Source organism: Glycomyces xiaoerkulensis (genome assembly GCF_002798405.1).
In the GTDB taxonomy this organism is placed as follows: domain Bacteria; phylum Actinomycetota; class Actinomycetes; order Mycobacteriales; family Micromonosporaceae; genus Glycomyces; species Glycomyces xiaoerkulensis.
In genome coordinates this window covers 1-25404 of sequence record NZ_PGGV01000037.1, presented here as the reverse complement: position 1 = coordinate 25404, position 25404 = coordinate 1, and the positions used below count along the sequence as shown (strand labels likewise).

At 70.3% G+C, this 25404-nt stretch carries 25 protein-coding genes and 1 pseudogene; 12 read left to right on the top strand and 14 right to left on the bottom strand.

The features are described 5' to 3' along the window. Nucleotides 1-97 precede the first annotated feature (97 nt). The 3 genes from CUT39_RS16630 to CUT39_RS16620 all read left to right on the top strand — a co-directional run bounded on the left by CUT39_RS16630 (nt 98) and on the right by CUT39_RS16620 (nt 910). The gene (locus tag CUT39_RS16630) at nt 98-301 is read left to right on the top strand and encodes a helix-turn-helix domain-containing protein (RefSeq protein ID WP_100448587.1); all 204 of its coding nucleotides are present in this window, start codon (nt 98-100) and stop codon (nt 299-301) included. A 143-nt stretch (nt 302-444) separates the two neighbouring features. Beyond that, a complete protein-coding gene (locus tag CUT39_RS16625; protein WP_081687713.1) occupies nt 445-546 on the top strand; it encodes a 30S ribosomal protein bS22 in 102 nt (33 codons plus the stop codon). A gap of 49 nt (nt 547-595) precedes the next feature. Then, on the top strand, nt 596-910 hold the full coding sequence (locus tag CUT39_RS16620) for a DUF2516 family protein (protein ID WP_100448586.1): 315 nt from the start codon (nt 596-598) through the stop codon (nt 908-910). Here CUT39_RS16620 and htpX read toward each other — a convergent pair. From htpX to CUT39_RS20495, 7 genes and pseudogenes are all read right to left on the bottom strand, one after another. Continuing rightward, the gene (htpX, locus tag CUT39_RS16615; RefSeq protein WP_100448585.1) at nt 907-1764 is read right to left on the bottom strand and encodes a zinc metalloprotease HtpX; all 858 of its coding nucleotides are present in this window, start codon (nt 1762-1764) and stop codon (nt 907-909) included. The two genes, CUT39_RS16620 and htpX, sit on opposite strands and share 4 nt — an antisense overlap. A gap of 73 nt (nt 1765-1837) precedes the next feature. Beyond that, on the bottom strand, nt 1838-3229 hold the full coding sequence (locus CUT39_RS16610) for a proton-conducting transporter transmembrane domain-containing protein (RefSeq protein WP_100448584.1): 1392 nt from the start codon (nt 3227-3229) through the stop codon (nt 1838-1840). Beyond that, a complete protein-coding gene (locus CUT39_RS16605; RefSeq protein WP_100448583.1) occupies nt 3230-4642 on the bottom strand; it encodes a complex I subunit 4 family protein in 1413 nt (470 codons plus the stop codon). It lies immediately after the preceding gene. Then, nucleotides 4633-6405 (bottom strand): NADH-quinone oxidoreductase subunit 5 family protein, encoded by a 1773-nt coding sequence (locus CUT39_RS16600; protein WP_198587217.1) that lies wholly within the window; start codon nt 6403-6405, stop codon nt 4633-4635. Before CUT39_RS16600 ends, CUT39_RS16605 begins: the two co-directional genes overlap by 10 nt. 50 nt (nt 6406-6455) lie before the next feature. Further along, nucleotides 6456-6695: pseudogene (nuoK, locus tag CUT39_RS21325) on the bottom strand (NADH-quinone oxidoreductase subunit NuoK); the annotation flags it as partial. Between the two features lie 200 nt (nt 6696-6895). Next, on the bottom strand, nt 6896-8140 hold the full coding sequence (locus CUT39_RS16590) for an outer membrane protein assembly factor BamB family protein (RefSeq protein WP_157930764.1): 1245 nt from the start codon (nt 8138-8140) through the stop codon (nt 6896-6898). 40 nt (nt 8141-8180) lie between these two features. Further along, complete coding sequence (locus tag CUT39_RS20495; protein WP_157930763.1) at nt 8181-8399, bottom strand: hypothetical protein; 219 nt, start codon at nt 8397-8399, stop codon at nt 8181-8183. 144 nt (nt 8400-8543) lie between these two features. Here CUT39_RS20495 and CUT39_RS16585 point away from each other — a divergent pair, with 144 nt between their 5' ends. Further along, nucleotides 8544-8954 (top strand): YciI family protein, encoded by a 411-nt coding sequence (locus CUT39_RS16585; protein WP_100448579.1) that lies wholly within the window; start codon nt 8544-8546, stop codon nt 8952-8954. Nucleotides 8955-8967: 13 nt separating this feature from the next. Further along, on the top strand, nt 8968-10149 hold the full coding sequence (locus CUT39_RS16580; protein ID WP_100448934.1) for an RNA polymerase sigma factor: 1182 nt from the start codon (nt 8968-8970) through the stop codon (nt 10147-10149). A 169-nt stretch (nt 10150-10318) separates the two neighbouring features. On the opposite strand, the gene CUT39_RS16575 is transcribed toward CUT39_RS16580, so the two are convergent. Next, nucleotides 10319-10624 (bottom strand): hypothetical protein, encoded by a 306-nt coding sequence (locus tag CUT39_RS16575; RefSeq protein ID WP_100448578.1) that lies wholly within the window; start codon nt 10622-10624, stop codon nt 10319-10321. A gap of 333 nt (nt 10625-10957) precedes the next feature. Here CUT39_RS16575 and CUT39_RS16570 point away from each other — a divergent pair, with 333 nt between their 5' ends. Further along, entirely contained in the window at nt 10958-11767 is an 810-nt protein-coding gene (locus CUT39_RS16570) for a Scr1 family TA system antitoxin-like transcriptional regulator (RefSeq protein ID WP_157930762.1), read from the top strand. Next, nucleotides 11764-12015 (top strand): DUF397 domain-containing protein, encoded by a 252-nt coding sequence (locus tag CUT39_RS16565; RefSeq protein ID WP_100448576.1) that lies wholly within the window; start codon nt 11764-11766, stop codon nt 12013-12015. Before CUT39_RS16570 ends, CUT39_RS16565 begins: the two co-directional genes overlap by 4 nt. Nucleotides 12016-12116: 101 nt before the next feature. Here the strand turns inward: CUT39_RS16565 and CUT39_RS16560 are convergent, their stop codons facing one another. The 4 genes from CUT39_RS16560 to CUT39_RS16545 form a co-directional block, all read right to left on the bottom strand. Beyond that, nucleotides 12117-12575: a DUF4279 domain-containing protein gene (locus CUT39_RS16560; RefSeq protein ID WP_100448575.1), complete on the bottom strand. Its 459-nt coding sequence runs from the start codon at nt 12573-12575 to the stop codon at nt 12117-12119. 16 nt (nt 12576-12591) lie between these two features. Beyond that, nucleotides 12592-13095: an SPFH domain-containing protein gene (locus CUT39_RS16555; protein ID WP_157930761.1), complete on the bottom strand. Its 504-nt coding sequence runs from the start codon at nt 13093-13095 to the stop codon at nt 12592-12594. A 42-nt stretch (nt 13096-13137) separates the two neighbouring features. Continuing rightward, nucleotides 13138-13341: a hypothetical protein gene (locus CUT39_RS16550; RefSeq protein ID WP_100448573.1), complete on the bottom strand. Its 204-nt coding sequence runs from the start codon at nt 13339-13341 to the stop codon at nt 13138-13140. A 141-nt stretch (nt 13342-13482) separates the two neighbouring features. Beyond that, nucleotides 13483-13923 (bottom strand): MerR family transcriptional regulator, encoded by a 441-nt coding sequence (locus tag CUT39_RS16545; RefSeq protein WP_100448572.1) that lies wholly within the window; start codon nt 13921-13923, stop codon nt 13483-13485. Between the two features lie 92 nt (nt 13924-14015). Here CUT39_RS16545 and CUT39_RS16540 point away from each other — a divergent pair, with 92 nt between their 5' ends. After that, on the top strand, nt 14016-14450 hold the full coding sequence (locus tag CUT39_RS16540) for a hypothetical protein (RefSeq protein WP_100448571.1): 435 nt from the start codon (nt 14016-14018) through the stop codon (nt 14448-14450). Nucleotides 14451-14696: 246 nt separating this feature from the next. Continuing rightward, nucleotides 14697-15227 (top strand): DoxX family protein, encoded by a 531-nt coding sequence (locus CUT39_RS16535; RefSeq protein ID WP_100448569.1) that lies wholly within the window; start codon nt 14697-14699, stop codon nt 15225-15227. A 39-nt stretch (nt 15228-15266) separates the two neighbouring features. Here CUT39_RS16535 and CUT39_RS16530 read toward each other — a convergent pair whose 3' ends face one another. Next, a complete protein-coding gene (locus CUT39_RS16530) occupies nt 15267-15851 on the bottom strand; it encodes a hypothetical protein (protein WP_100448567.1) in 585 nt (194 codons plus the stop codon). Nucleotides 15852-16179: 328 nt separating this feature from the next. Between CUT39_RS16530 and CUT39_RS16525 the strand changes: the two genes are divergently transcribed. The 3 genes from CUT39_RS16525 to CUT39_RS16515 all read left to right on the top strand — a co-directional run bounded on the left by CUT39_RS16525 (nt 16180) and on the right by CUT39_RS16515 (nt 24434). Further along, nucleotides 16180-22029: a hypothetical protein gene (locus tag CUT39_RS16525; protein WP_157930760.1), complete on the top strand. Its 5850-nt coding sequence runs from the start codon at nt 16180-16182 to the stop codon at nt 22027-22029. Beyond that, entirely contained in the window at nt 22029-22505 is a 477-nt protein-coding gene (locus tag CUT39_RS16520) for a hypothetical protein (RefSeq protein WP_100448563.1), read from the top strand. Before CUT39_RS16525 ends, CUT39_RS16520 begins: the two co-directional genes overlap by 1 nt. A 324-nt stretch (nt 22506-22829) precedes the next feature. Further along, complete coding sequence (locus tag CUT39_RS16515; RefSeq protein ID WP_157930759.1) at nt 22830-24434, top strand: carbohydrate-binding protein; 1605 nt, start codon at nt 22830-22832, stop codon at nt 24432-24434. A gap of 13 nt (nt 24435-24447) precedes the next feature. Here the strand turns inward: CUT39_RS16515 and CUT39_RS16510 are convergent. Then, a partial coding sequence (locus tag CUT39_RS16510; protein WP_198587214.1) for an ATP-binding protein occupies nt 24448-25404 on the bottom strand: 957 nt, incomplete at its 5' end.

The window sequence follows — 25404 nt, the reverse complement described above, 5'->3', positions numbered from 1 at the left end:
CTGTTTCGGTTCATATGGGCATTCGCGTCCACCGCACCTCCTAACACATCACACAACCCCACGTCCTCGAAAAAGCCCTCGACAGAACGGTGAGACCATGAGCGAACCCGGGGACCTCCTCGATGAGGTCAAATTCTTGACGGTGACGGAAGTGGCCGACCTGATGCGCGTGTCGAAGATGACCGTGTACCGGCTCGTCCACAGCGGTGACATCGCGGCCGTGCGGGTGGGGCGCTCGTTCCGCGTTCCCGAGAGCGCTGTCAAGACCTACCTTTCCGAGGCGCTCCAGAACGAGGAGTAGCCCCGCATCCCGGCCGCAGGCCCCGTCGCGCGTGAGCTGTGACGGGGCCTGCGCTTTCGCAATCCCGGCATCGGAGCGCGCCCGAGTCCGCGTTAGGCTTGTCGCGCTCTGAATCATCGAAGTTCTACCGGTAAGGAAGCTCTATGGGCTCGGTCATCAAGAAGCGACGCAAGCGCATGGCCAAGAAGAAGCACCGCAAGCTGCTGCGCAAGACCCGTGTGCAGCGTCGCAAGCTCGGCAAATAGTAGGAGCCGAGCCGACCGGCTCTCGAGTCCCTCCTAGTAGGCTGGAGTCATGCCAGAGATCGAAGCCGCCTTTGTGTTCGAGATCCGCGCCGTCGTGTGGATGGTCATCGGCTACGGGGCCGCACTGCTGTCGCTGATCGCGTCGGTCCACTGCGCGGTGCAGAAGCCCGAGGCGTTCAACGCCATCGGCACCCTCACCAAAGGCACCTGGCTCGGCCTGCTGGTCATCAGCTTCGGCCTGGCGCTGATCTTCGGCGGCTTCGGCCGCCTCGGCCTGTTCGGGCTCATCGCCCTCTGCGCCGCGCTCGTGTACCTGCTCGATGTCAGGAACGGCATCAAGGACATCGGCGGCAGCGTGTACTAACGCCCCACGCCGCGGGCGATCTCGCGCAGGCGCGCCACCCGCTGCTCGGTCGGCGGGTGGGTCGAGAACAGGCCCGACAGGCCGCCGCGCAGCGGCGACTCGATCATGAGGTGCGCCTCCGAGGCCAGGGGGCTGTCCGACCGCGCCGGCATCGCGTCGACGCCCCGGGAGATCTTCTGCAGCGCGCTCGCCAGCGCCAGCGGATCCCCGGTCAGGCGCGCGCCGTCGGCGTCGGCCTCGTACTCCCGCGACCGGCTCACCGCCATGCGGATCAGCCCGGCCGCGAGCGGCCCCAGCAGCATCGTCAGCAGCAGCACCAGCGGGTTGGGCCCGTTGCGGCCGCCGCCGAAGAACGGCAGGAACCAGGCCAGGTTCGCCAGCGCGGTGATGATGCCCGCCAGCGCCCCGGCGACCGAGGAGATGAGGATGTCGCGGTTGTAGACGTGCGACAGCTCGTGCCCGATGACCGCGCGCAGCTCGGCGGGGGTGAGGATCCGCATGATCCCGTCGGTGACCGCCACGGCGGCGTTCTCGGGGTTGCGGCCGGTCGCGAACGCGTTGGGCTGCATGGTCGGGGCGACGTAGAGCCGCGGCATCGGCTTCCCGGCCCGCTGCGACAGTTCCCGGACGGTCGCGTACAACTGCGGCGCCTGGGCCTCGTTGACGGGGCGGGCTTGCATGGACCGCAGTGCGAGCTTGTCGGAGTTGAAGTAGGCGTAGGCGTTCATGCCGACCGCGAAGACGGCGGCGATGACGATGCCGGTCGATCCGGCCCAGGCGTAGCCGATCGCGATGACCAGTGCCGAGAGCGCGCCGAGCAGAACCGCGGTCTTGAGGCCGTTCCGGTGCTTCATCGTGAGTCAGTCTCCCGTTTTTAGTGGGCGCAACGCGCTGATACCCACCAGTATTCCGCGCTCAACTGGGCTGCTACCGGGAAAGCGACGTGAATTCGAGCACGAGTTGCGGCGCGAGGCTGACCGCGGCCAGCGCTGCGCCCGCCGCCAGCACCGCCAGGCCGAAGCGGCGCCGGGAGACCGCGCCCCGCCCGAGCAGCACGGTGCGGGCCAGCCTCAGGTAGTAGGCGAGGCCGACCACCGCCCCGGCGACCACGACCACGGCCAGCCACACCGCCGCGGAGGCGAGCCATTCGAGGACGGCGACCTTCGCGAAGGTCCCGGCCAGGGCCGGCGGCAACCCGGCTAGGCCGATCACGGCGATGAGGAAGACGGTGGCGGCGCCGGGCGCGGTCCGCCACAGCCCGCCGAGGTCGGCGATCGCGCCGCCGTCGCGCTCGCGGACGGCGGTGAGCGAGGCGAACGCCCCGGCCTCCAGGAGCACGAAGAACACCGCGTAGGCGAGCGCTGCCGAGGCCGCCCCGGCCGCGTCGTCGCGCCCGGCGGCGGCGCTCAGGGCGCCGAGCGGGGCGAGGAGGTACCCGGCGTGTGCGATGCCGGACCAGGCCAGGAGCCCGACGGTGCGGCGCTGGGCGAGCGCGCCGAGGTTGCCGACCGCGATGGAGGCGACCGCGAGGACGGCCAGGACGATCCCGGCCGCGGCCCCGGCGCCCTCGGCGAGGCCGAAGTGGACGACCCAGATGACGGCGACCGCGCCGCCGAGCTTGGAGGCACTGGCCAGGTAGGCGGCGATCGGGAGCGGGGCGCGTTCGAGGACGAGCGGCGCCCAGGCGTGGAGGGGGGCGGCGGCGAGTTTGAATCCGAGGCCGCCGAGCAGGAGCGCCGTCCCGGCCGCGGCGAGCCCGGGGTGGCCGTCGGCGAGCGCGCCGAGCCCGGCGAGGTGGACCGACCCGGAGGCGGCGTACAGCAGGGCCGCGCCCATGAGGGCGGTGGCCGAGGAGGCGATGGAGGCGATCAGGAACGTCACGCCGGCTTCGGCGCCGGTGCGTCCGGGCTTGGCGACCAGCACGTACAGCGGCACGGTGAGGGTCTCGACGGCGACGAGGAGGGTGATGAGGTCGCGGCCGGCGGCCAGCGTGATGCCGCCGGCGGCCGAGACGGCCAGCAGGAAGCAGTACTCGGCCGACCGCCGTCCGCTGACGGCGGCGACCAGGACGGTGAGCCCGGCGAACAGGGCCGCCAGGCCCATGGCGGCGTCGTCGGCGACGAAGGAGTGCCGTTCACCGACCGCGAAGGTCGCTCGGGTGGGGCCGGCCAGCAGCCAGAGCGCCGCGGCGCCGGAGGCGCTCAGCCCGGCCGTGAGCACCGCTCGGGCGGCGCGCCCGGCGAACAGCGCGACCGCGGCGGTCGCGGCCGCCAGGTAGAGCGGCAGCAGCGCGGCGTGGTCGATCGTCTGTGCCGCCATTTACAGCACCCCCGTCGCCAGCAGGTCGAGCAGCGGCCCCGGCGCCAGGCCGAGCGCGAGCACTGCGGCCGCCAGCGGCGACCAGACGGCCAGTTCGCCGGCGGTGGCGCCGGGGATGCCCTCGACGGCCGCGGCCTGCGGTCCGTGGCTGACGTGTTTAAGCATCCGCAGCAGGTAGGCGGCGGTCAGGAACGCGCCGAGCGCGGCGATGGCGGCGAGCGCGATCCAGGCGCCACCGCGGTCGGCGGCGGCGTAGACGGTGAACGCCTCGCCCCAGAACCCGGCCAGCCCCGGCAGTCCGAGCGAGGCGAGGGCGGCGAAGCCGAGCATTCCGGCCAGCGCGGGGGCAGCGGTGCGGAGCCCGCCGAGTTCGGCCAGTTGCCCGGTGCGGGTGCGGGTTTTGAGCGCGCCGGCGAGGAAGAACAGCAGCGGGGTGATCAGTCCGTGCGCGAGGTTGGCGAACAGCGCCGCCCTGACGCCGGCCTCGGTGCCGGTGGCGAAGGCGAGGACCACGAACCCCATGTGCGCCACCGAGGAGTAGGCGATGAGCCGCTTGATCTCGGGTTGGGCCAGGCAGACCAGTCCGGCGACGATGATGCCGACCGCGGCGAGCGCGGCGATGACGGGCGCGGCCTCGGCGGCGCCGTCGGGGGCGATGCCGCCGGCGACGCGGATGAGGCCGTAGGTGCCGAGCTTGAGCAGCACTCCGGCGAGCAGCACCGAGCCGACCGTGGGCGCGGCGGTGTGGGCGTCGGGCAGCCAGGAGTGGAGCGGCCACAGCGGCGCCTTGACGGCGAAGCCGATGGCCAGCAGGACGAACACGGCCAGCGACACCGGTTCGCTCACGCCGCCGGCGGCGATGACGTCGCCGAGTCCGGCGGTGCCGGTGTCGGCGACGGCGGCGAACAGGCCGGTCGCCATCAGCAGGGACCCGGCGACGGTGAACAGCGCGAACTTGCCCGCCGCGTGCCGCCTGGTCGCCTCGTCGCCGTAGCGGTGGATCACCGCCCACATCGGCAGCAGGACCGCCTCGAAGGCGATGAAGAACAGCACCAGGTTGTCGGCCAGGAACACCGCCGTCGAGGCCCCTTGGACGGCCAGCAGCAGGGCGGTGAGCACCGGCGAGCCGGTCCGGGCATTGTGGAGGCAGCACAGGAGGCCCAGGAGGGCCGTCAGGAGTGCCAGCGGCCAGGAGACGCCGTCGACCGCGAGCGCGAAGTCGAGCCGGATGAGCGGCGCCCACGCGAACTCGACCGCGTGCCACCACCGCTCGTCCCGGCCGGCCGGCAGCACCGCGACCGCGACCAGGGCCAGTGCCGCGGCGGCGACGCCGATGCCGCTGCGCCGCAGCCACCACGTGAGCGCCGCCCCGGCGAAGGGCAGCGCGACGGCGGCGATGAGGATCAGGCCCACAGGTTCACCCCGATCGCGACGACGGCGAGCAGGAGCGTCCCGGCGATGCTGAGCCGCAGGTAGGTGACCAGCCCGCCGCGGTGTCCGGTCGCGGTCCGGCGGGCGGCGAGGACGGCCGCGCGCGCCGTGCCTTCGACGGCGGCGCGGTCGACCAGCCGCTCGTCGAGCAGCCGGGCCGCGCCGGTGGCGGCCTGCGCGGTCCGCCGGGCCGCGGCGGTGGCGAACGCGTCGCCGCCGAGCCCGGCGGCGAATGCGTGCTTTGTGGAGCCGAGGAGGCGGTCGGGGTCGCGGGCGCGGTCGCGCCACCAGGAGTCGCCGACCACGTAGAGCCCGGCGACGGTCGCCATCAGCATCAGCGCCATCAGATCGAGGTGCAGTTCGGGGACGTGCAGCGGCCCGGTGAAGTAGACCGCGCCGATCGTGGCGGTCCCGGCCAGCAGGGTCCACAGTGCTGCCGCTTCGGGGCGGGGCGCGGTCCGCCGCTCCTTCGGCCCGCCGCGCCAGAACAGCAGCAGCCACAGCCGGCCCGCGTAGGCGGCGGTGAGGATGCTCGCGACCACCCCGGCCCAGAACACCACCACGCCCGCGCTCGTCCCGGCCTCATAGGCGGCCCCGAGGACCGCCTCCTTGGAGAAGAACCCGCCCAGCGGCGGCAGGCCCACCATCGAGGCGAGGCCGACCGTCATCGACCAGAACACCAGCGGCGAGGCCGACGGCCTGATCCGGGTCGTGCTCAGCGCCCCGTCGGTGGCGGCCAGCGCGATCACGACCCCGGCGGCCAGGAACAGCAGCGCCTTGAACGCGGCGTGCGACAGCAGGTGGAACAGGGCCGTGTCTCCGGCGGCGACCGCGACGGCGGCGAACATGAACCCGACCTGGCTGACCGTCGACCACGCCAGGACGCCCTTGACGTCGGCGGCGGCGAATGCGCACAGCCCCGCCCCGACCATCGTCACCGCCGCGACCACGGCCACGACCGGCAGCAGCTCGGACGGCCAGACCGGCAGCAGCCGGGTCAGCACGTACGCCCCGGCCGCGACCATGGTGGCGGCGTGGATGAGCGCGCTGACCGGCGTCGGCCCGGCCATCGCCGGCGGCAGCCAGACCTGCAGCGGGAACTGCGCCGACTTGCCGATGCAGCCGAACAGGATCAGCAGCATCGACGCCGCCGCGACACCCGGGCCGACCTCGCCGAGCTCGCCGATGCGGAACGTCCCGGCCGCCGCGCCCAGCAGCATCACCCCGACCACGAAGCCGACGTCGCCGAACCGCGTCACCAGGAACGCCTTCGCGGCCGCCCCCGGGGCCGACGGCAGCTTCGCGTAGTGGGCGATGAGCAGATACGAGCACGCCCCCATCACCTCCCACCCGATGAGCAGGAACACCAGGTCGTCGGCGGCGACCACCAGCAGCATCGCGGCGCAGAACAGGTTCACCTGCGCCGCGAACGGCACGTAGCGCGGATCGTCGCGCAGATAGGCGACCGAGTACAACTGCACCAGCGTCGACACCAGGGCGGTCGCCACGGCCACCGCCCCGGCGGCCGGCGGCACCTCCAGCGCGGCCTCGACCCGCACCGACCCGAAGTCGGCGATCGTGTAGGACACCGCCGGACCGGTGAACGCCGCGACCACCGCGCAGACCAGCGCCCCGGCCGGGGCGCCCACCGCCGCCCAGACCGCGAGTTCGCGCCGCCGGACGGCCAGACCGGCCAGTCCGGCCGCCGCGGGCAGCGCGACCAGCGCCCAGGCGAAGGCCCCCATAATCGCCGACCCGTCCGTTCTTCCCCGAGGTCCTCGGGCAGACCGTCGGTGTCGATCGTCGCCCGCGAACGCCACAGGTTCAGCACCAGCGCCAGCCCGACCCCGACCTCGGCGGCGGCGATCACCACGATGAACAGCGCGAAACTCTGCCCGGTGTAGGCGTCCTGGACCGCATCGGTGGTGGCCAGCACCAGGTGGACGCCGCCGAGCATCAACTCGGCCGCGGCCAACTGCATCACGGCGTTGCGTCTGGTGAGCACCCCGTACAGCCCGATGGCGAACAGCCCCACGGCGACGAGGTAGCCGATCACTGGATGCACGGGTCCTCCAGAGCGACGGCTAGATCGGTCGTACGGGGGCACATTGCCTCATCTTGGCCCACCGACCCCCCTGAAGTCCAGCGTCGAGACCGTGTCGATACAACTTCGTCGATCCCCGTGATCACCCGGCGGCGCAGGGACTTCGGGCCCGGGCCGTGGGGCGCCGCCCGTCAGGGCGCGGCGTACACGCGACTGCACCGCTCGCCGCAGTGGCCGCTCGTTCCCCGGCCGGGGAAGGGGGCGGCGATGGTGACGGTGATCGTTCCGTCCGCGGCGTTCGAGACTGTGACCCATACGTCGGAGCTGTAGCTGAAGGAGTCGCGGTCGTATTCGGTCAGCGTCAGATGCTCGTCAAGGTCGATCGTGGCGGCGGCGAGTTCGGTTCCGTCCGCGGCGTCGTAGGCGACCAGTTCCCGCGTCGTCGCATCGCCGATGTCGCGGCGCAGCGCGTAGACGCGGCCGTCGACCAGCCACGGACGCCCCTGGGCCATCCAGGTCCCGTCGGTGGCGACCGACCACAGTTCACTGTTGTCGGCGACATCCCAGGCCATGTAAGCGATATCGCCTTCCTCGGTGGCGTCCGGACTGTCGGCGACCAGCAGCTCCCCGTCGCCGTCGTGGTACGAGGCGAAGGCATCACCGGCCGGCGGCACCGTGGCGACCCGTTCACCCGAGTCGGCCGAGTAGACAACGGTCTCGCCGAACAGGTCGGAGACCCCGAACCGACCCTCGCCGAACCGCACCAGGTAGGTCACGTCCCCCGAGTCGACGCCGGTCGGCTCGCCGTCCGGACCGACGAGGGTCACCCGGTCGCCGTCGTTTCCGCAGCCCCGCTTCACCACGATCGCGCCGCCGGTCGCCAAGGCCCTGTTCAAGCCGCAGTCCCCGGGTAGGGAGGTCGACCACGCCCGCTCGCCGTCCGAGGCCCGGAAGCCGGTCACGTTCGATTCGCCGACGACCGCGACGGTCTCGTCGGTCGCCCGGAGGTATCGGACCCCGTCGGTGTCGTCCGACTCGGCATGCCATGTCGGCTCGGCGGTCCTCGGATCGAATCGAACCAGCAGGCCATCGCTCCACAGCGCGTAGACCTGGCCGTCCGCCACGGTCAACCGGGACAGATCGGCGCTCTCCCGCCGGTAGCTCCAGTACTCTTCGCCGGTGCGCAGATCGAAGGCGGCGACGCCGAGGTCCTCGGTGTAGTCGTCCTGATCGAAGTCGACCCTTTCGACGCGGAGGCCGTCGACGATGCGGGGATCGTTCGCGAGTGCGACCACGTTCGACAGGTCTTCCGGTGCCGTACTGCCGAGGGCCTCCGGGTAAGCGCTGTTCGGTCCTTCGATCTGCTCGTCGTAACCGAGACGGTCGGCCACCAGGTACACGCCGCCGGCCACGACTACGGCGGCGACAACGCCCATGACGATGAGGCGATTTCGCTTCCACCGGCCCATGTTCCGGTCACCCTTCCAGCATTCCCGAGGCGTCGTCGCGGCCCCGACCGCTCGATGCCAACGCCATGAGCTGCACGGCCGCCGCGACGGCGGCACCGACGAGCCACCGGGAGCCATAGTCGGAGAGCACCGACCAGGCCACATCCGCGAGCGAAAGCACCGGCACCAGGGCCGATACGGCGGCCAGGGAGAGCAGCCATGCGATCAGGACTCGTTTCACGGTCACGAGCCGAGGCTAACGCTACCCCGCCATACCGATGCTCCGAAGAAACCGGAGATCGGGCGCCGGTCGATGTCGAAAACCGCGGCCCGGCTCCGTCACAGGAGTGTCGGCGGCAAGAGCCGCCGCCCGAGAACGGAGGATGGAACCATGGCCAAATACCTGTTGCTCAAGCACTACCGCGGCGGCCCGCAGCCGCACCCGAACGCCGAGACCCAGATGGACCAGTGGACCCCCGAGGAGATCTCGGCCCACATCGAGTTCATGGGCAAAGTCGCCGACGACCTGCGCGAACGCGGCGAGTTCGTGGACGGGCAGGCGCTCGCCCCCGAAGGCGAGTTCGTCCGCTACGACGGCGAGGGCAGGCCGCCGGTCACCGACGGCCCGTTCGCCGAGTCCAAAGACCTCATCGCCGGGTGGATGGTCATCGACGTCGACTCCAAGGAGCGGGCCTACGAGGCCGCCGCGTACCTGTCGTCGGCCCCCGGCAAGGACGGCAAGCCGCTGCACGAGTGGCTCGAGGTCCGGCCGTTCATGGGCGAGCCGCCGGTCGTCGAGTGACCCGGCCGAAATGATCGACGAGCATCTGCTGCGGGATCTCACCCCGCGAGCCCTGGGCGTCCTCGTCCGGCGCGGAGCCGACTTCGCCTCGGCCGAGGACGCCGTCCAGGACGCGCTCGCCGAGGCCGTCCGCCGCCCGCCCGCCGAGGCACCCGACGAGCCCCAGGCTTGGCTGGTCACCGTGGCCTGGCGCAAGTTCCTGGACGCCCGGCGCTCGTCGTCGGCCCGCGCCCTCCGCGAGGTCGCCGTGACCCGCGAGCCGCCGCCGGGCCCTGCCGAGCAGGCCGACGACACGCTGCTGCTGCTGAGCCGCTGCTGCCATCCGGCACTGACACCGGCATCGGCCATCGCACTGACCCTGCGCGCGGTCGGGGGCCTGACGACCGCCCAGATCGCGCGCGCGTTCCTGGTGCCGGAGGCGACGATGGCGCAGCGGATCTCCCGCGCCAAGCGGACCCTGGCAGGGGAGCGGTTCGCCCGGCCCGGCGACGTGCGCGCCGTCCTGCGGGTGCTGTATCTGATGTTCGACCACGGGTTCGCCGGTGCGACCGGCCGCGGCCGGAACGTCGGCGACGCCGACCTGGCCGCCGAGGCGATCCGCTTGACGCGGCAGTTGGCCGCCTCGGTGCCGCACGACCCGGAAGCCGCGGGTCTGCTGGCGCTGATGCTGCTGCACCACGCCCGCCGCGCGGCCCGGTTCGACGCCGCGGGCGACCTGGTGGCGCTGGCGGATCAGGACCGGTCCCGGTGGGACGAGGCGATGATCGCCGAAGGCGTCGACCTGCTGCAGCACGCGCTCGCGCGCGATCGACTCGGCGAGTACCAGGCGCAGGCCGCGATCGCCGCGCTGCATGACGATGCGGCCTCGGCCGATCAGACCGACTGGCCGCAGATACTGGAGTGGTACGACGAGCTCGTGCGGCTCGTCCCGGACAATCCCGTGGTGGTGCTCAACCGCGCGGTCGCGGTCGGACACGTCGACGGACCGCTCGCCGGGCTGCGGCTGGTCGAGGAGCTGGATCCCGGCCTGCCGCGCCGGGACGCGGTGGCCGCCTACCTGCACGAGCGGGCCGGGGACCGCGCCGAGGCGGCGCGCCTGTACGCGGCGGCGGCCCGGGACGCGCCCAGCACGGCCGAGCGGACGCACCTGCTCAAGCAAGCGGCCCGGTTGAACCGGAACCGCGGCGGGCAATAGTGGACGGTCGTAGGGGCCGACCGATCGCGAGGATCGGCCGGCCCCGTTCCTTCCCTCGGCCCAGGGGACTCTGTGCGGGGACCTTCCGAGGGAAGCCGGTCGGGCGCGGCGGCCTTGCGGGAGGCCTGGGGACGTGTCACTTCGAGGCCGCCGCGCCCGAGTCTGGAGGTCATCGCCGGTATCGCCAGGTCCGGTAGAGGGCGATGACGCTTTGGCGCAACTGTTCACGCGACTCGGGCGTCGGGAAGCGCCAGCGTTGCTTGTCGATCAGGTGCAGGTTCGGGCTGTCGGTCTCGATGCCGGCGACGACGCCGAGATACTGCGCCACCTCTCCGGGCGCGATCCGGAGGCAGAGCACGGAGCCCCAGTCGGGGTCGAAGAGGCAGCGGAGTCGGATCGGGCCGACCACGGTGATGCCGACTTCGAGTTCCTCGGGTTGCGGCGGCTGGTGCACGGCCGCGCTCGGATAGTGCATTGGATACTCCATTTCGGAATGTCGGATATCCGATTATTGAACGCCCGGGGGTCGCATGCAATGCGGGAGGCCGCGAGCCCCCGGGCGTCTTACCCACCTCCCGCGAGCATCCGGATTGCTCGCGGTGATGACCAACTTAGGTGGTGTTTTCGCAGCTCACAAGAGGAAACTTGTGCAACCCGCGTTACCGGACGAATGGCCGACCACGAAGATTTCGCCCCCGTTCGTTCCCGGTGCGGCGTACCCGATTCGACATTACCGGGATTCGCTATCGAATAGGACTGTGCGATAGTGATGGAACGGATCAGTCGGTTCCTATGCCGGGGGGCACGGATGGCAGAACAGGACATGGGTTGGTGGTTCCTCAAAACTGTCGCGAGGAAGGCTCGCAATGCTTCGGGGAAGTCGCAACGCGAGGTGGGCGACGAGATCTACCGCTCGGACGACACCATCAGAGGCTGGGAGAAAGGCAAGACCGACATCCCGCTCCAATCGATCGAACCGCTCGCCAAGGCGTGCGGCATGAGCGACGAGCTCACGAAGTACATGACGGTCGTGGCCGAGGCCCGGAAGCAGGGTCTTCCGATCGAGGCTGACATGCGCTACAACGTGCTGTTCATAACCCTTGCGGAGGAATATTCACCGTTCATCTTCAAGTGGGATGCCCTGCTCATCCCCGGACCGCTTCAGCAGGAGTCGTATCACTACAGAGTGGTTCGCATGGCGGAGAATGCCGCCGACGAGGCCCTGGATCGAGGATGGGCTTCCAAGACCGAACGTCGCGAGATCCTTGAATCTCGTACGGACGGCCCGCTCGTCCAGTTTCTCATCGGCGAGGCAGCGTTGCTGCTTCTGAAGGAAGTCTCCGAGGAGCTGTGCCAGGAGCAGCTTGCCCACCTCAAGGAATATGGCACGCGCTCTGGATGGGAGGTTCGCATCCTCCGGGAACCTGTGCCTGCACGGAATAGTGCCTTCAGCATCTACAATAGCGGTGGAAGCGGGCTGGCCTGTCCGGATTTCGTCTATACAGAGGGGCATGATCGGAGCTGGTGCATCGATGACCCCTCCAGGGTCACGGGTTACGATGATTTCCGCGAGCAGAAGTGGAAGACCGCGACCCGAATTGAGGACTACCAGCTATGACGACCGACGTGACCGCGTGGCGCAAGAGTACCCGCAGCGGCGCCGACAACAACACTGACTGCGTCGAGGTCCGTCGAACATGGCGTAAGAGCACCCGCAGCGGGGCGGACAACAACTCAAGCTGCGTCGAGGTCTCCGCTTGCTCCGACGCCGGCTTCCACCTCCGTGACTCGAAGCTCGACACCGCCTCCCCGGTCTTCGACCTGACCCCGAGCGACCTTGCCGCCCTCCTCAAGGCCACCGGCTAGTCTCACCGCTGCTCGTTAAGGCGGGCTATGGCGTTCGCCTCGGATCGAGGCCGGACTACCGGCGCAGGGTGATCGCGGCACTACCGGTGAGACAACCCGGATCAATCGGCGTTCCTGTCCGGGACGGAGGCGCGGGCGGCGTCCTCATCTTCGTCCGGGCCGTTGTACAGGTCGACGAACAGACGTATGCCGCGGGATCCGAGGGCTTCGAGGGTGTCGGCCTCGATCGTCGCTCCTTCGTTCCAGCGGTGCATGAACCATCCGCAGAAGAGGTCCAGATCGAACCTCGCGCCGAGATCGGACCACACCGCCATGTCATCGGTGAGGCGGCCGAGCAACTCCTCGACCTGCGCATCGAGGTCGGCGGGCGGGGTGTCGGCGGCTGCCAAGGACCAGAGCCCGAACCTTCTGATCCTGGTCGGCCCCTGCTCGGAGTGGATCTTGTCTCCGCGCGCGAAGCTGCGTGTCGGGTCGGACCCCAGGCGAGTCGTGATCTCGGCGGGCGACAGGTCATCGCCCACGATCCGAAGCGACGCACGGGCCCGGTCCAGTTCCACCATGTCGATTCCCCGGCGCTCAGCGCGACTCGACCGAAGGCACCTCGACGCGGGTCACCTTGAGCCCCCACTGATCGACGGGCCTTTCGAGCTCGGCCGCGATGCGGTCTCCGATCGCCGCGCGTCCGGCGACGGCCTCCTTCAGGTCCATTGAACCCACGACGTAGCGAAGCGCGGCGACGGCCTGCCGTTCTAGGCCGGTCGCGAAGTCCTCAATGCCGTAGACCGCGTCCGACGGTCGGTCGATGAAGAAGTGCGCGACGAGCTCGACCGCGACGGTGCGACCGTCGGCGGTGGCGACTTCCTCTGTGAGGGTGGAGACCTGCTCGCGAAGGTCGACTCTGGTGCCGACCCTGTCGATGAAGGGCGCGATGAACCCCACGCCGGGTTCGAGCGTCCGGCGGTACCGACCGAGCCGTTCGATGACGAAGTTCCGCTGGTTCGGAACGATCGTGACCGACCGTGCGAACAGGACGACCAGTACGATCGCGAGAACGACCGCGAATACCACGATTGATTCCATGCCCGGCAGCCTCCAGTCGTTCTCCATGGCTCCCTTGGCTTTCTACCAGGTCCTTTCGGACGACACTGCGTGAGGCTCAGCCTCGTCCCGCGCTTGGCGATCCCGCGTTGGCGCTCTGGTCGATTCCGTGCAGGAGTTGTGGACCGTGTCCCATTCGGCCACGGCCGCGTCGAGGTCGCCCTCGGCGCCGATCCGCTCCAGGAACGCCGGGAACTGCTCCTCGGCCCGCTCCAGCCAGATCGTCATCGAAGGTCGTCCGCGCAGAAGGCGTCGATGTTCGCGGTGACGGTGTCGACGTAGGCGCGGCACACCTCCAGCCGCTCGCCCTCGGGCCAGTCGCGGTCGTGTTCGGCACGGTAGCGCCCGCCGTCCGGCGAATCGTTCGGGCTATGCCGGGCCGGTCGTCGAGCGCCGCGGTGTCGCCCCCGGGGTCGGACCGGCCAGACTCGGCCGCTGCGCTCGACGAGCGGTCGCACCCACAGGCTGCATGGGGCACCCGGTCCCGACTCGCTGTTCGAGCTCGGCGCGGAGCGAGGTCAGTTGGGCCATGCGCCGGTCGATGACCTCGATCTTCTCCTCGAACAGGGCCGACAGCTCCGCCGCCGAGTCCGGCGCGTCGTGTAGCTGCCGGCCGTGTTCGGCGATCTCGGCGAGGGTGAAGCCGAGGCGCTGGGCGGTGCGGACGTAGTCGAGCCACGGGAGGGTCTCGGGCGGGAAGTCACGGTAGCCGTTGGGCAGGCGGCGGGACTCAACCAGACCGATCTTCTCGTAGAACCGAACGGCGTCCTTGGTCAGGCCGGCCCGCTCGGCCAGCTCCCCGATGCGCATGCGCAGCACCTCCGATTCGCGACTTGACGTTGGAGTGTACTCCACTGTTTACGGTGAGGCGTCCGCGCAACACAGCGAACAGGAGTACCTTCATGAACAGCAGCCTCACCGTCACCCGTCCCGCCTATATCCGGCTCGTCCGCGCGAGCGCCTGGTACGACCTGGCGATCACGACGGGATTCGCCACCCCGTGGACGTTCGCCCTGGTGCATGAGGTGTTGTCGTCGATGAGCGAGGGGCTCGGCCTGGGGGCCATGCCGCCGCTCAACCCGATGACGACCCTCTATGCGACGCTCATGGGTTCGGTGGTCGTCGTCTGGTCCCTGCTGCGGATCGTTCGGACGCAGCGCGTCCACGGCCTGTTCGACGGCGTCACCCGCATGCTGTTCACCGCATGGATGGCCTATGCGCTGGTGCAAGGCGCACCCCAGATTGTCTGGGGATTCCTGGTGGTCGAGGTGGCCTGGGGAGTCCTCCAGCTCGCGCCGTGGCTTCGCGCCCGAATCGCGGCCGGTGAATCGGCCTGACCGAGAACCGGCTGGGCTCGCCACCGCGTGGCGAGCCCAGCTTTCCCGCGAGCGAAGGCGCGGGCGGCGATCGTCGGTCGTCCGACGCCGGGGCTCCCGACCCATTGCCTTCGGAGTGTCCACATGCTATCTTGGGAGCGCTTCTACCACAGTGTCGACGATGGTCAGCCCTTCGCGGACGGCCCGGACCGAGTGTGCCGTCCGCCCCGATCCCCGCCGTCGTCCCTGACCCCGAGGGAACCGAGCATGACTACGAACGCTTCGACCGACACCCCCGCCACCGAGGTTCCGGCCCCGCACGCCGACACCCGACCGCCGCGCACCCTCGCGGTCGTCCGGATCGTCCTGGGCTGGATCTTCCTGTGGGCCTTCCTCGACAAGACCTTCGGCCTCGGCTACGACACCGCCGCGGACCGCGGGTGGATCGACGGCGGCAGCCCGACCGCCGGCTTCTTCTCCGAGGACGTCGGCGGCATGTACAGCGGCGTGGCGGGGCAGGCATGGGCCGACTGGCTGTTCATGGGAGCCCAGGCCGGGCTCGGCCTTGCCCTCGTGCTCGGCGTGTGCCTGCGCCCGGCGGCGATCGGCGGCGCGGCACTCATGATCGCCATGTGGATCTCGATGCTCCCGCTCGAGACCAATCCGATCGTCGATCCCCATTTCGTCTACGCGACGATGATGATCGCCTTCATCTTCACCGACGCCGGCGACCGCTGGGGCCTGGGCCGCCACTGGGGGAGGCTCGGCTTCGTCCAGCGCCTGCCGATCCTGCGCTAACAACGGGCGGAACCGAACGCGACGCCCGGCCCGCGGCGCTCACGTCGATGCGGGCCGGGCCTCCTGGTCGCGATCGGGCGAGGAGTTGTGGACCGTGTCCCATTCGGCCACGGCCGCGTCGAGGTCGCCCTCGGCGCCGATCCGCTCCAGGAACGCCGGGAACTGCTCCTCGGCCCGCTCCAGCCAGATCGTCATCGAAGGTCGGTCCGCGCAGAAGGCGTCGATGTTCGCGGTGACGGTGTCCACGTAGGCGCGGCACACCTCCAGCCGCTCGCCCTCGGGCCAGTCGCGCTTGCGCTGGACGATGCCGTGCGCGAAGGCCCTGATCATCGAGGCGCGGTTCGGGTTGTCCCACCGCCGCAGGTAGCTCTGCGCGACCGCCTCCGGGTCGCGCCGCAGGTGCACGTACAGCGTCCGGTCGTCATCGAACCGCTCAGCTAGCGGTCCGAAGAACCAGCTCAGCCGGTTGTCCACCTCGATGTGCCGGTCGGGGTAGTCGAACCGGGCCGGACCCGACTTCCGCGACAGCGACTCATGGGCGGCGGTCCAGTTCGTCAGATGGCCGCAGGCGGCGGCGAAGGTGACCGAACCGCAGCGGCCGGTGGACAGCACGAACACACGCATTCCCCGACCCTAGACCACCGCCCCGCGGGGTGATTCCGCTTGCGAGGTGCCATCACCGATGCATTGGAGTCGTTTGTGTACTTCTGGTCCGCAATTTGTTTCTGAGGCCGACGATGCCCGGAAGCTTCGATTCATCGGAGGCTATGTCGTTGCGCGGCAAACGTTCCGGTATTCGCCGGTAGTCGATCGGTTTTGCAATCTCGTGCCGGTCTGAAGGTATCCGGAATCGTTGGACCCCATTTGCGTCCTTTGGCTGATAATTTGGTTTCCGGTCAAACATTCATGTCCCACAAGATCATCCCCCCAGACCCCCGATCGGACTGTGATCATGAACGCGACTCGTCGACGGCTGCTCACCCTGTCCACCCCGGCCGTACTGGTACTGGCCTCCCTCGCCCATCCCGGCCATTCCCAGGCCCAGGAGACCGATCCCGCCGAGGAACCGGCCGCCGAGGACGTCACCACCCAGGACTCCCCGGTCCTTCCGCAGCAATTGGAGGACCTCCCCGAACTCGACCTCCCGGACGAGCAGATCGCCGTCGACCGCGAGCCGAACCGCGCCACCGAGCAGATCCCCCCGCTCGACCCCCTCGCGCCCGCCACCGGATCGCCCTCGGTGGCGATGGAGGACGTCGACCCCGAGCCGCCGGTCGAACCGGCCGCGCTCGACCTGCCCACCGCGCCCGCGCAGGACCTGGTCGACGCCACCGCCGCCGACGCCGTCGACACCCTCGACGCCGCCGGTCGGCTCAACGACGACGGCACCCCCGATCTCGACGCCGGAGACCTGCAACCCCAGGTGTCCTCGGCCCAGGTCGTCGACGACACCGTCCCGGCCACACCCGAAGGGCTGCTCGACGCGCTCCTGGCGGGCGACCTCCCGCCCGACCTGGGCGTCGACCCGCTCGCCCTGCTGGAGGAACTCCCCGACGGGATCCCCCGCATCACCTACCGGGTCTGCTCCGAATCGGAGACCAAGGAGGTCTCCTGCTCGGTGACGCTGCCGCTCGGAGTGCCCGCCATCGTGGACGCCACCGGGGACGGCACCCCCGACGTCCTGGCCGACCTGCTCCCCGCCGCGGCCCTCGACGACGTCGTACCCGCCGCCCAAGAGGTCCTCGACCTCCAGGAACTGCTCGAGGAGACCGAGTCGACCCTCGAGAACCTGCTCGAACTCATGGAGGACCCGCTCTGGCTCCTAGCGAACCCCTGGGCGGTCGTCGAGGCCGCGAACCTCGAGAACCAGATCGAGACCCTCACCGCCACCCTGGCCGACAAGACCGCCGCGCTCCTCGACATCATCCACGTCGGACTCGCAATGCTCGAGGTCCGGCTGCCCACCAGCGAACTCCACGGCGAAGACCTCCCGGCCCACGTCTGGGCCGTCTACGACATCCCCGGCGCCAACCGGCTCTCGGTCGGATACGACGGCCACACCCGCGGCGACTCCCTCTCCACCGCCACCCTCGGCGTGTTCACCTTCGCCCCCTTCAGCACCATCGCCGGTGAATACGACATCGAAGCGACCCTGGTGAACGCCGGATCGGGCGACTCCATGGCCGTCACCGCCGGCCTCGCGGGCGTGGCCGACACCGACGAGGGCGAAGCGGTCGACCCGACCGTCGCCAGCGCCCGATTCTCCCCGGTGCCGACCGTCTTCAAAGTAGAGGCCGAGATCAGACCCTCCACCGAGGAGTCCGACCAGGTGGCGCGCGTCGACGCCGGCAGCGACGTCCCGACGCATCTGGACGCCGTCATCCTGTCCAACGACCGCACCGGCCCGGACCCGGTCGACCGCTTCGTGCAGGCCGGCGTGGACCAGGTGCCGACGGACGTCTCCGCCCTCCTGACCTGGACCGACACCGGCGACCACGCCGAACTCGACTATCAGGCGTCCTCGCAGATCGGCGGCCTGCTGTTCGCCGACTTCACCTACGCCGGGGGCACCGACCTGATCCAGGCCACGCAGGCCCGCGCCGCCGACCTGCCCGCCACCGTCGAAGCCGGTCTGACCACCGCCGACAGCGGGCGGATCACACTCGACTACCTCGCCGACAGCCGCCTGACCTCGCTGGAGGTCGCCTACTTCGACCTGGCCGGCGAGATCGTGCTTCGCGGGTCACTGACCGACCTGCCGACGTCGATGCAGCTCTACTCCGACACCGACGCCGGACGGGTCAGGTTCGAAGGCGCCGAAGCGCTCGGCCGGGCCGCGGTGGACGCCTCGCTCGGACTGGCCGAATACCCGCCCGCCGAAGGCGACCACGCCACCGTGGTGACCTCCGGGACCGACATCGGCGTCAGCGCCCAGGTGTCGGGCATGCAACTGGTCGACGCCCACTTCGACGACCACCCCCGCCTGACGACGGTCTTCGACCCCGGCGGACAGCCGTTCCACGCCGAAGGCGACCTCGACGGAGTCCACAAGGCCCGCGCCGAGGTCTCCAACCTGCCCGCCGAGGCCGAACTGGAGGTCGACACCGCCGCGCAGCAGGTGCGGTACGAGGCGAGCGACGTCATCGACCTGGCCCGATTCGACTACACCAACACCGAGACCGGCCCGACCGTCCTGGCCGCCGTCCACGAAGTGCCCGAATCGGTCGCCCTCGACTACGAGACGGGCGACGTCTCCCGCCTGCTCTACGACGCCTCCGGCGCGGTCCCGCAGGTGGACTTCTTCGCCTCCTTCGACCACATCGAACAGCTCGATCCGACCGGCCACGAGTACCTGTCGGCGCGGATCGAAGAACTGCCGGCGACGATCGACGTGGCCATCGACTTCCCCGCCCGCCGCCTGGAAGGCGCCCTCTCCTCCGAACTGGGCGGCATCGACGTGGTCGCCCGATTCGGGCTCGAGGACCGGGTGTGGACCGGCATGGCCGCCCTGACCGGCGTCCCCACCCGGTTCGACGCCGACTGGGACGGCGGCGGCATCCGGGCCCGGGGCCTGACCGGCGCGATCGACACGATCGACCTGGCGGCCGCCAACCACCCCGACGCGACCGCCCCGGTCGGCCTGCGGCTCGCCGCCCACTACCGGGAGACGACCGGCGACATCGACGCCGCCGTCTCGACCCGCGACCTGTCCCATGTCGAATACGCCGACGACGGTGAGTCGCAGTCGTTCCGGCTCGACACCGACACCGGCGGCGACCCGGTGTTCGTCGACATCGACGCCCTCCTGGCCGACCCGGACGACGCCACCGTCGACGACCTGCGACTGGCGCTGCTGGGCCGCGTCGACGACCTCCCCTCGACCCTGAACGTCGAATTCACCGGCGACCGCCTCAGCTACACCGCCGACCGGAACGTGGGGCTGGAGCTGGAAGCGCGGCTCGGCAAGCTCGCCGCGCTCGACGGACTCGCGGCGCCCCTGTACGACAACGGCATCGGCGCCGTCGCCCGCACCTGCGAGACCGGGACCGGATGCGCCGAGGACGAAACGCCGTTCTGCCCCGACACCGGGTGCCTGGGCGTGGTGGCGACGGTCAACCTGCCGGGCCTGCCGACCGAGGCCGCCGTCGACCTCGACTCCCGCACCGTCGAACTCACCGGCTACGAGCCCCCGGCCGCCGACCTGCAGGCGTACGTCAGGCTGATCGGCCTCCTCGACGACCTGCCCGACCTGAGCGCCGAGGCCACCCTGTCCGACCTGCCGCCGTCGCTGGACTTCGCCGTCGGACCGATCACGTTCGGCGACGGCGAGATCGACCTCGCCTACAGCTCCTCTGAGCCCCTGGGCGACCTGACGCTGGAGGCCAACGCCGACACCGTCCACCCGGACTTCCCCCACCTGCGGGCGCTGGCGAGCCTGACCGGACTGCCGCAGACGTTCGACCTGTCGGCCGACCTCGCGGCCCGCACCGAGGTCGCGATGGACAACGCCGACCCGGTCGATCGGCTCGCGCTCACCGTCACCGGCGCCGACGAGGGCTACCTCGACGGCGCGCTGGACGACATACCCGCGCAGGTGAACGTCGTGGTCGACACCCCGGCCTCGCAGGTCACCGGACAGATGTCGGCGCCGCTGGGCGGCATCGAACTGCTCGCCGCCAACATCCCGTTCGAGGGCGACCGGTGGGGCGCCTGGCTCGGCATCACCGGCGTACCGGCCGGATTCGAAGTCGGATGGGGCGGCGGAGGCTTCCGGTTCGAGACCACCGGCGGACCCTTGGCCGAGGCCGCCGCGGCGGTCGCCAACCACCCCGACGCCGTCGCGCCCACCGGCTCGCACTTCGCCGCGAACTACCGCGAATCCACCGGCGATCTGGATGCCAGCGCCTCGGTGTCGGACCTGACCCGGGCCGCCTACACCACCGAGGGCGACGACCAGTCCTTCGACCTCGACATGGCCTCCCAGAAGATCGCGCTGGACGCCGACGCGGTGTTCGCCGCCGACGGCGTCGACGACACCCGCCTGGCGCTGATCGGCACCCTGGTGACGCCGGACGGGCTGGACGTGGTCGTCGAGGACGGCGTGATCGCCGTCCAGACCCGGGGAGCCAACCTCGCCGCCGAGCTCCAGGCGTGGGCCGGCAAGGTCGAGGCCCTCGAAGGCCTGGGCACGCCGATCTTCGACAACGGGATCGCCGCCAGGGCGGCGGGCTGCCAGCCCGGTGAGGGCTGCTCGACCGACACGTTCCCCGCCTTCTGCGAGGTCTTCGACGAGTGCTTCGGCGCGGCCGCTTCGGTGAATCTGCCGGGCCTGCCGGACGAGCTGACCGTCGACACCGCGAACCAGCAGGTGAACCTCGGGGGCCTGGAATCGCCGGGGAACAAGCTGGAGCTGTTCGTCGAACTCGACGGCGTCCTTAGCGACCTGCCGTCGACGGCCGGGCTGCTCACGCTCGAGGAGCTGCCGGACACGCTGGATCTGACGGTGGGGCCGTTCCAGTTCGGCGGCGACGGCTGCCGGAACGGCTCGGGGGAGCAGCGGGACATGTGCCTGGCGTACGAGGCCTCGGAGACGGTCGGTACCTTGACCGCGCAGATGCAGGCCGAAACCGCCGACTACGGTGATTGGCTCGGGAGCATCGACCTCGATCCGGTCCCCAGGTCGCTCGAGGTCACCGGCGTGTTCGGAGAGGAGAGCGAGGTGACGACCGTGCTGAGCGAGGGCCTCGACGATCTGACCGTGCGCGCGATGGCCGAGGGGCTGACCGGGCTCCCCGAAGGCGATGGCTCGGCCCTGGCCCGGTTGGAGCAGGTGCCCGCCGACGAGATGAGCTTCACCGTCCGGGGCTTCGGCGAGGAGGCGATGGGGGTTCCGACCGTCGTCTACCGGGCCGCGGAGTCCACCCTCGACGGTCTGTTCGAGGTCGAGGCGGACCTCGTCGCGGCCTTCCCCATCGGCGATGAGGCGATCCCCTTGGCGGGCAATGCGGTCGCCGAGTTCGAGAACCTCGGAGCCACCACGGGCGTGTCGATCCTCCAGAGCTCGGCCGTGGCGATGGAGTCGCAGCCCGGGACCGAGAGCATCACCCTGGGGGCGCGGATCAGCAGCAGCTACGACAGGCAGGAGATCGACCGCGAGGTCTTCTCGTTCGAATGCCTCGACATCGGGCTGGCCAGCGGCCGGGTGACCGGGCACTACGCCGTCCCGGAGTTCGAGGTCGACGATCTCGAGCTGACCGTCAGCGGCCTCGAAACGCTCAACCTGCTCCCGAGCCAGAACGTCACCTATCTGGCGACCGGTCTGACGGGCACGTACGACCGGATCGCCATCGACATCGGCGGCCTTACGGTCGAGCCGGACATCGATCTCGACTTCGATGTGGAAGCGGTGGGGGTCAACGTGTTCCATCAGGACTTCACGCTCGACTCCGGCGACGCGGTCGACGGGATCAACTTCCACGTCTCCAAGAACGGCGAGTGGAACCACGCCGGCACGCTGGAGCTCGACGTGCCGGGCGTCGGACCGGTGCCGGTGCCGGTCTACACCGATCCGGGCAAGACCCACACCGGTGTCAACCACATCGAGATCGACGGCGACGACGGCGAGCAGGTGCTCAACTACCTCGATCTGGAGCCGTTCCCGATCGACGTCTCGGAGGACTTCCAGTCGGTGATGATCCACCTGCTGACCATGTTCGTGCTCAACCCGTTCGGTGCCTCCGACGAGGACGGGGCGGAGCCGGACGATCCCGAGGACCCGGACGACGACGGGATCTGCTCGTGATGGGCGCCAGGCGGCTCTGCGCCGCGGCGCTGCTGGCGGCCCTGCCCCTGGCGGGCTGCGGGATCGCCGGCGACGGGCAGGGCTCCGGCTGCGTCGACACCGAGCTGGAGGCGCGGGACGTGGCGGTGGGGGAGGAGACGGAGCCGTTCACGCTGACCGGTGTCCTCACCGCCGGCGGCGAGCCGGTCGAAGGCGCGGAGCTGGGCTTCTTCATGCACCGCGAGGAGGAGGACGGCCACGTGAAGGTGACCACCGCCGGTTCGGGTGTCACCGACGCCGAGGGCCGGGCCGAGCGCTCCTATGAAGGCGGCCCGCGCGATATCGGGGCGTTCAGCACCGAGGAGGTCGTGGGCTACTCGGTCGAGTACCGCCAGGTCGACCTCATCGACGAGGTCCGCTACTGCGATGCCCGCAGCGGACGGGTCGAACTCGAAGTCCCGTGCGCCGGGTTCGGATGCGAGTTCGGAGAGGGATGAGCGAACGCCGGGGCCGAGCCGGACTCCTCGGCGCCGCTCGACTCCGGTGACGGCTGCGGCACCGGTCCGATGGAGACGCGCACGATGCGGTGTGCCGCGCCTGCGGCGGCGGAGGCGCGTGTCCGGTGCCGTCCACATTCGGGAGAGCGGTCTCTCGTCATGATCGTCGTGGCTGGTCAGGCGGTTCGCATTGGCGGAAGCGGGGATTCAAGAATTTCTATCTAGAAACTTTACAAATAATAAATATCCTTCTAGCCTGAGACGGTGGCCACACCCCCAAGTCACCGAAACTCCTTTCGCCCACACGGCGAGAAAGGCGTGAACATGAGACACCGCAGCGGCATCGCGGTCGGGACCGCGTTGCTCACCGGAGTCGGAGCGCTCATCCTCAGCGCCCAGATTCCCTCGGTCGCAGAAGAACCCGACACCTCCCAGTCCGACGCCGCGCTCATCGAAGCCATGGAGCGCGATCTCGGGCTCACCACCGAAGAGGTCCACGACCGGCTCGCCGCCGAGGACCTGGCCCTCGAAATCGAAGCCGAGGCCGCCGAATCGCTCGGCGCCTCCTACGCCGGTACCTGGGTGACCGACGACGGCGTCGTCGTCGCCACCGCCGGCCCGACCACCCTCGCCACCTCCGAAGTCGACACCGTGGCGGTCGAGCACTCGGCCGCCGAACTCGACGCCTACGCGGCCGACTTCGCCGCGGCGGCCAACTCGCTCAACGCGAACGACGAGATCCACAGTTGGTACGTTGACCTGCCCCGCAACGCGGTGGCGATCGCCGCCGCAGACCGGGCGTCGGCCGACCGCGTCGCCGCCGCGGCCGGACTCGAACCCGACTCCTACCGCGTTTCGGTCGAGCCCGAGGCCCCGGCGCCGCTCCAGCAGGACATCCGCGGCGGCGACGCCTACAACATCGCCGGCGCCTCCCGCTGCTCGGTCGGCTTCGCCGCCACCCACCCGACCTACGGCGAGGGCTTCCTCACCGCCGGCCACTGCGACATCGGCGACGGCTCCATCACCGGCGGCACCGGCGTGGGCGGCCAGTTCCGCGCCTCGCGGTTCCCCGGCGAGGACTGGGCCTGGGTCCAGGCCGGCTCCGGCTGGCGGACTGCCCCGGTCGTCAACCGCTACGGCGGCGCCGACGTCGAAGTCGACGACGGCGACGAGGCCGCGATCGGCGCCTCGGTGTGCCGGTCCGGCTCCACCACCGGCTGGCACTGCGGCGTCATCGAAGCAAAGGGCGTCTCGGTGAACTATCCGGAAGGGTCCGTGACGGGCATGACCCGCACGACCGTGTGCGCCGAACCCGGCGACTCGGGCGGCTCCTACATCTCCGGCAACAGCGCCCAGGGCATCACCTCCGGCGGCTCGGGCACCTGCCCCAGCGGCTGGACGGTGTTCGAACCGCTCAACCGCGCCCTCCAGCGCACCGGCGCCACTCTCACCACCACCGGCGGACAGCCGCCGACCGGGTTCGACCTGTCCCTGTCGCCGACCTCCCGCACCATCGAGGCCGGCGAGAGCACCTCGGTCACGGTGAACACCGAGACGACCTCCGGCAGCCCCCAGTCGGTCTCGCTGTCCGCGTCCGGTGCGCCCTCCGGCGTCACCGTCTCGCTCAGCCCGACTCAAGTGACCACCGGCGAATCGGCGACGCTCACCGTCGACACCGCCGCCTCGGCCACCGCCGGCACCCACGCCATCACCGTCACCGCCCAAGGCGGCGACACCCGAACCGCGACGCTGACGCTGACGATCGGCGACGACGGCGGCGGGGGAGAGACCACCTGGGAGCCCGGCACGGCCTACAGCGTCGGCGACCGGGTCGTCTACGGCGGCGTCGGGTACGTCTGCCGCATCGCCCACACCTCGCAGTCCGACTGGACGCCGGACGCCACTCCTGCGCTCTGGAGTCGCCTGTGAGGTGAGCCGCTCCCTAGCGGGGCCGGTGCGCCGAGTCGGCCTCCGGCCCCGCGCCGTAGATGTCGGCGGGGGCGACCAGGGCCAGATGCTCGTCGCGTTCGGCGTGTTCCCGCAAGCGTTCGGTGAAGCCGCTGCGGGAGAACAGATACCGGCGGGGCGACTCCACGCGGCGTTCAATGTGCGGCGTCAGGCGGTCGAGCAGGTTGAGCTCGTCGAAGTCGACCGGACTGCCGGTCCACTTGCACATGCCCACGACGGCGGCGCGGCCTTCGTGGTCGACGCCGACGACGTCGATCTCGCGCATCTCGACGCGGCGGCCCTGGCCGGTCGGCACCTTCCCCCACCAGCGGCCGACCTTGTACAGGTCGGTTTCGCGGCGATGGGCGAATTCCTGGCAGATCTCCTCCCAGGACTCCGAGACGAAGTGGTCGAACTGCGGCAGCACCGACTTCGCCAGATAGTTCCGCGCGAGCTCGTCGGTGCCGAGGCGGCCGCTGCTCGGGTCGACGAACCGGAAATGGAAGCGCATGAACTGGTCGGCGATGCGGTAGGCGGTCTTCTTCGAACCGACCGGAGCGGTGATGGGCTTCATCTCCGTCACCAGCCCCAGGCGTTCGAGCACCCGCAGCGCCTTCGTGATGCCGGAGGGCTTGAGCCCGGTTCGGTCCGAGATCGTCGAGTTCCGGTTGTGGCCGTGGGCTATCGCCTTGAGAATCGCGATGTAGTGCGCCGGGTTCGGCAGCGACTGCCTCAGTAGGAGCTCCCCCTCGTTCCGGAGGAAACCGGTGGGCCGGAGCACCTCATCGAGCAGGTGCTCCGAGATCGGTGCGTCGTCGCTGAAGCGGTCGAGTTGACTTCCTCCCCGGCCTGAAGGCCGGGGGTTCCTACCACCCGCGAGGCTGCGGGTCTCGGTGGGTTCCCGCTTCGACCCGCTGTGCCCGGCCTCCCGGGTCTTATCAGCGGTCCACGG

What these genes read in the sequence shown, in the direction of transcription:
- CUT39_RS16550 (WP_100448573.1), bottom strand. Translation starts at nt 13,341, where the DNA reads ATGACGATCTGGCTGGAGCGGGCCGAGGAGCAGTTCCCGGCGTTCCTG.
- CUT39_RS16530 (WP_100448567.1), bottom strand. Translation starts at nt 15,851, where the DNA reads ATGCGTGTGTTCGTGCTGTCCACCGGCCGCTGCGGTTCGGTCACCTTC.
- CUT39_RS16535 (WP_100448569.1), top strand. Translation starts at nt 14,697, where the DNA reads ATGACTACGAACGCTTCGACCGACACCCCCGCCACCGAGGTTCCGGCC.
- CUT39_RS16560 (WP_100448575.1), bottom strand. Translation starts at nt 12,575, where the DNA reads ATGGTGGAACTGGACCGGGCCCGTGCGTCGCTTCGGATCGTGGGCGAT.
- CUT39_RS16565 (WP_100448576.1), top strand. Translation starts at nt 11,764, where the DNA reads ATGACGACCGACGTGACCGCGTGGCGCAAGAGTACCCGCAGCGGCGCC.
- htpX (WP_100448585.1), bottom strand. Translation starts at nt 1,764, where the DNA reads ATGAAGCACCGGAACGGCCTCAAGACCGCGGTTCTGCTCGGCGCGCTC.
- CUT39_RS16570 (WP_157930762.1), top strand. Translation starts at nt 10,958, where the DNA reads ATGGCAGAACAGGACATGGGTTGGTGGTTCCTCAAAACTGTCGCGAGG.
- CUT39_RS16600 (WP_198587217.1), bottom strand. Translation starts at nt 6,405, where the DNA reads ATGGGGGCCTTCGCCTGGGCGCTGGTCGCGCTGCCCGCGGCGGCCGGA.
- CUT39_RS16625 (WP_081687713.1), top strand. Translation starts at nt 445, where the DNA reads ATGGGCTCGGTCATCAAGAAGCGACGCAAGCGCATGGCCAAGAAGAAG.
- CUT39_RS16620 (WP_100448586.1), top strand. Translation starts at nt 596, where the DNA reads ATGCCAGAGATCGAAGCCGCCTTTGTGTTCGAGATCCGCGCCGTCGTG.
- CUT39_RS16630 (WP_100448587.1), top strand. Translation starts at nt 98, where the DNA reads ATGAGCGAACCCGGGGACCTCCTCGATGAGGTCAAATTCTTGACGGTG.
- CUT39_RS16555 (WP_157930761.1), bottom strand. Translation starts at nt 13,095, where the DNA reads ATGGAATCAATCGTGGTATTCGCGGTCGTTCTCGCGATCGTACTGGTC.
- CUT39_RS16525 (WP_157930760.1), top strand. Translation starts at nt 16,180, where the DNA reads ATGAACGCGACTCGTCGACGGCTGCTCACCCTGTCCACCCCGGCCGTA.
- CUT39_RS16590 (WP_157930764.1), bottom strand. Translation starts at nt 8,140, where the DNA reads ATGGGCGTTGTCGCCGCCGTAGTCGTGGCCGGCGGCGTGTACCTGGTG.
- CUT39_RS16610 (WP_100448584.1), bottom strand. Translation starts at nt 3,229, where the DNA reads ATGGCGGCACAGACGATCGACCACGCCGCGCTGCTGCCGCTCTACCTG.
- CUT39_RS16585 (WP_100448579.1), top strand. Translation starts at nt 8,544, where the DNA reads ATGGCCAAATACCTGTTGCTCAAGCACTACCGCGGCGGCCCGCAGCCG.
- CUT39_RS16540 (WP_100448571.1), top strand. Translation starts at nt 14,016, where the DNA reads ATGAACAGCAGCCTCACCGTCACCCGTCCCGCCTATATCCGGCTCGTC.
- CUT39_RS16520 (WP_100448563.1), top strand. Translation starts at nt 22,029, where the DNA reads ATGGGCGCCAGGCGGCTCTGCGCCGCGGCGCTGCTGGCGGCCCTGCCC.
- CUT39_RS16545 (WP_100448572.1), bottom strand. Translation starts at nt 13,923, where the DNA reads ATGCGCATCGGGGAGCTGGCCGAGCGGGCCGGCCTGACCAAGGACGCC.
- CUT39_RS16575 (WP_100448578.1), bottom strand. Translation starts at nt 10,624, where the DNA reads ATGCACTATCCGAGCGCGGCCGTGCACCAGCCGCCGCAACCCGAGGAA.
- CUT39_RS16515 (WP_157930759.1), top strand. Translation starts at nt 22,830, where the DNA reads ATGAGACACCGCAGCGGCATCGCGGTCGGGACCGCGTTGCTCACCGGA.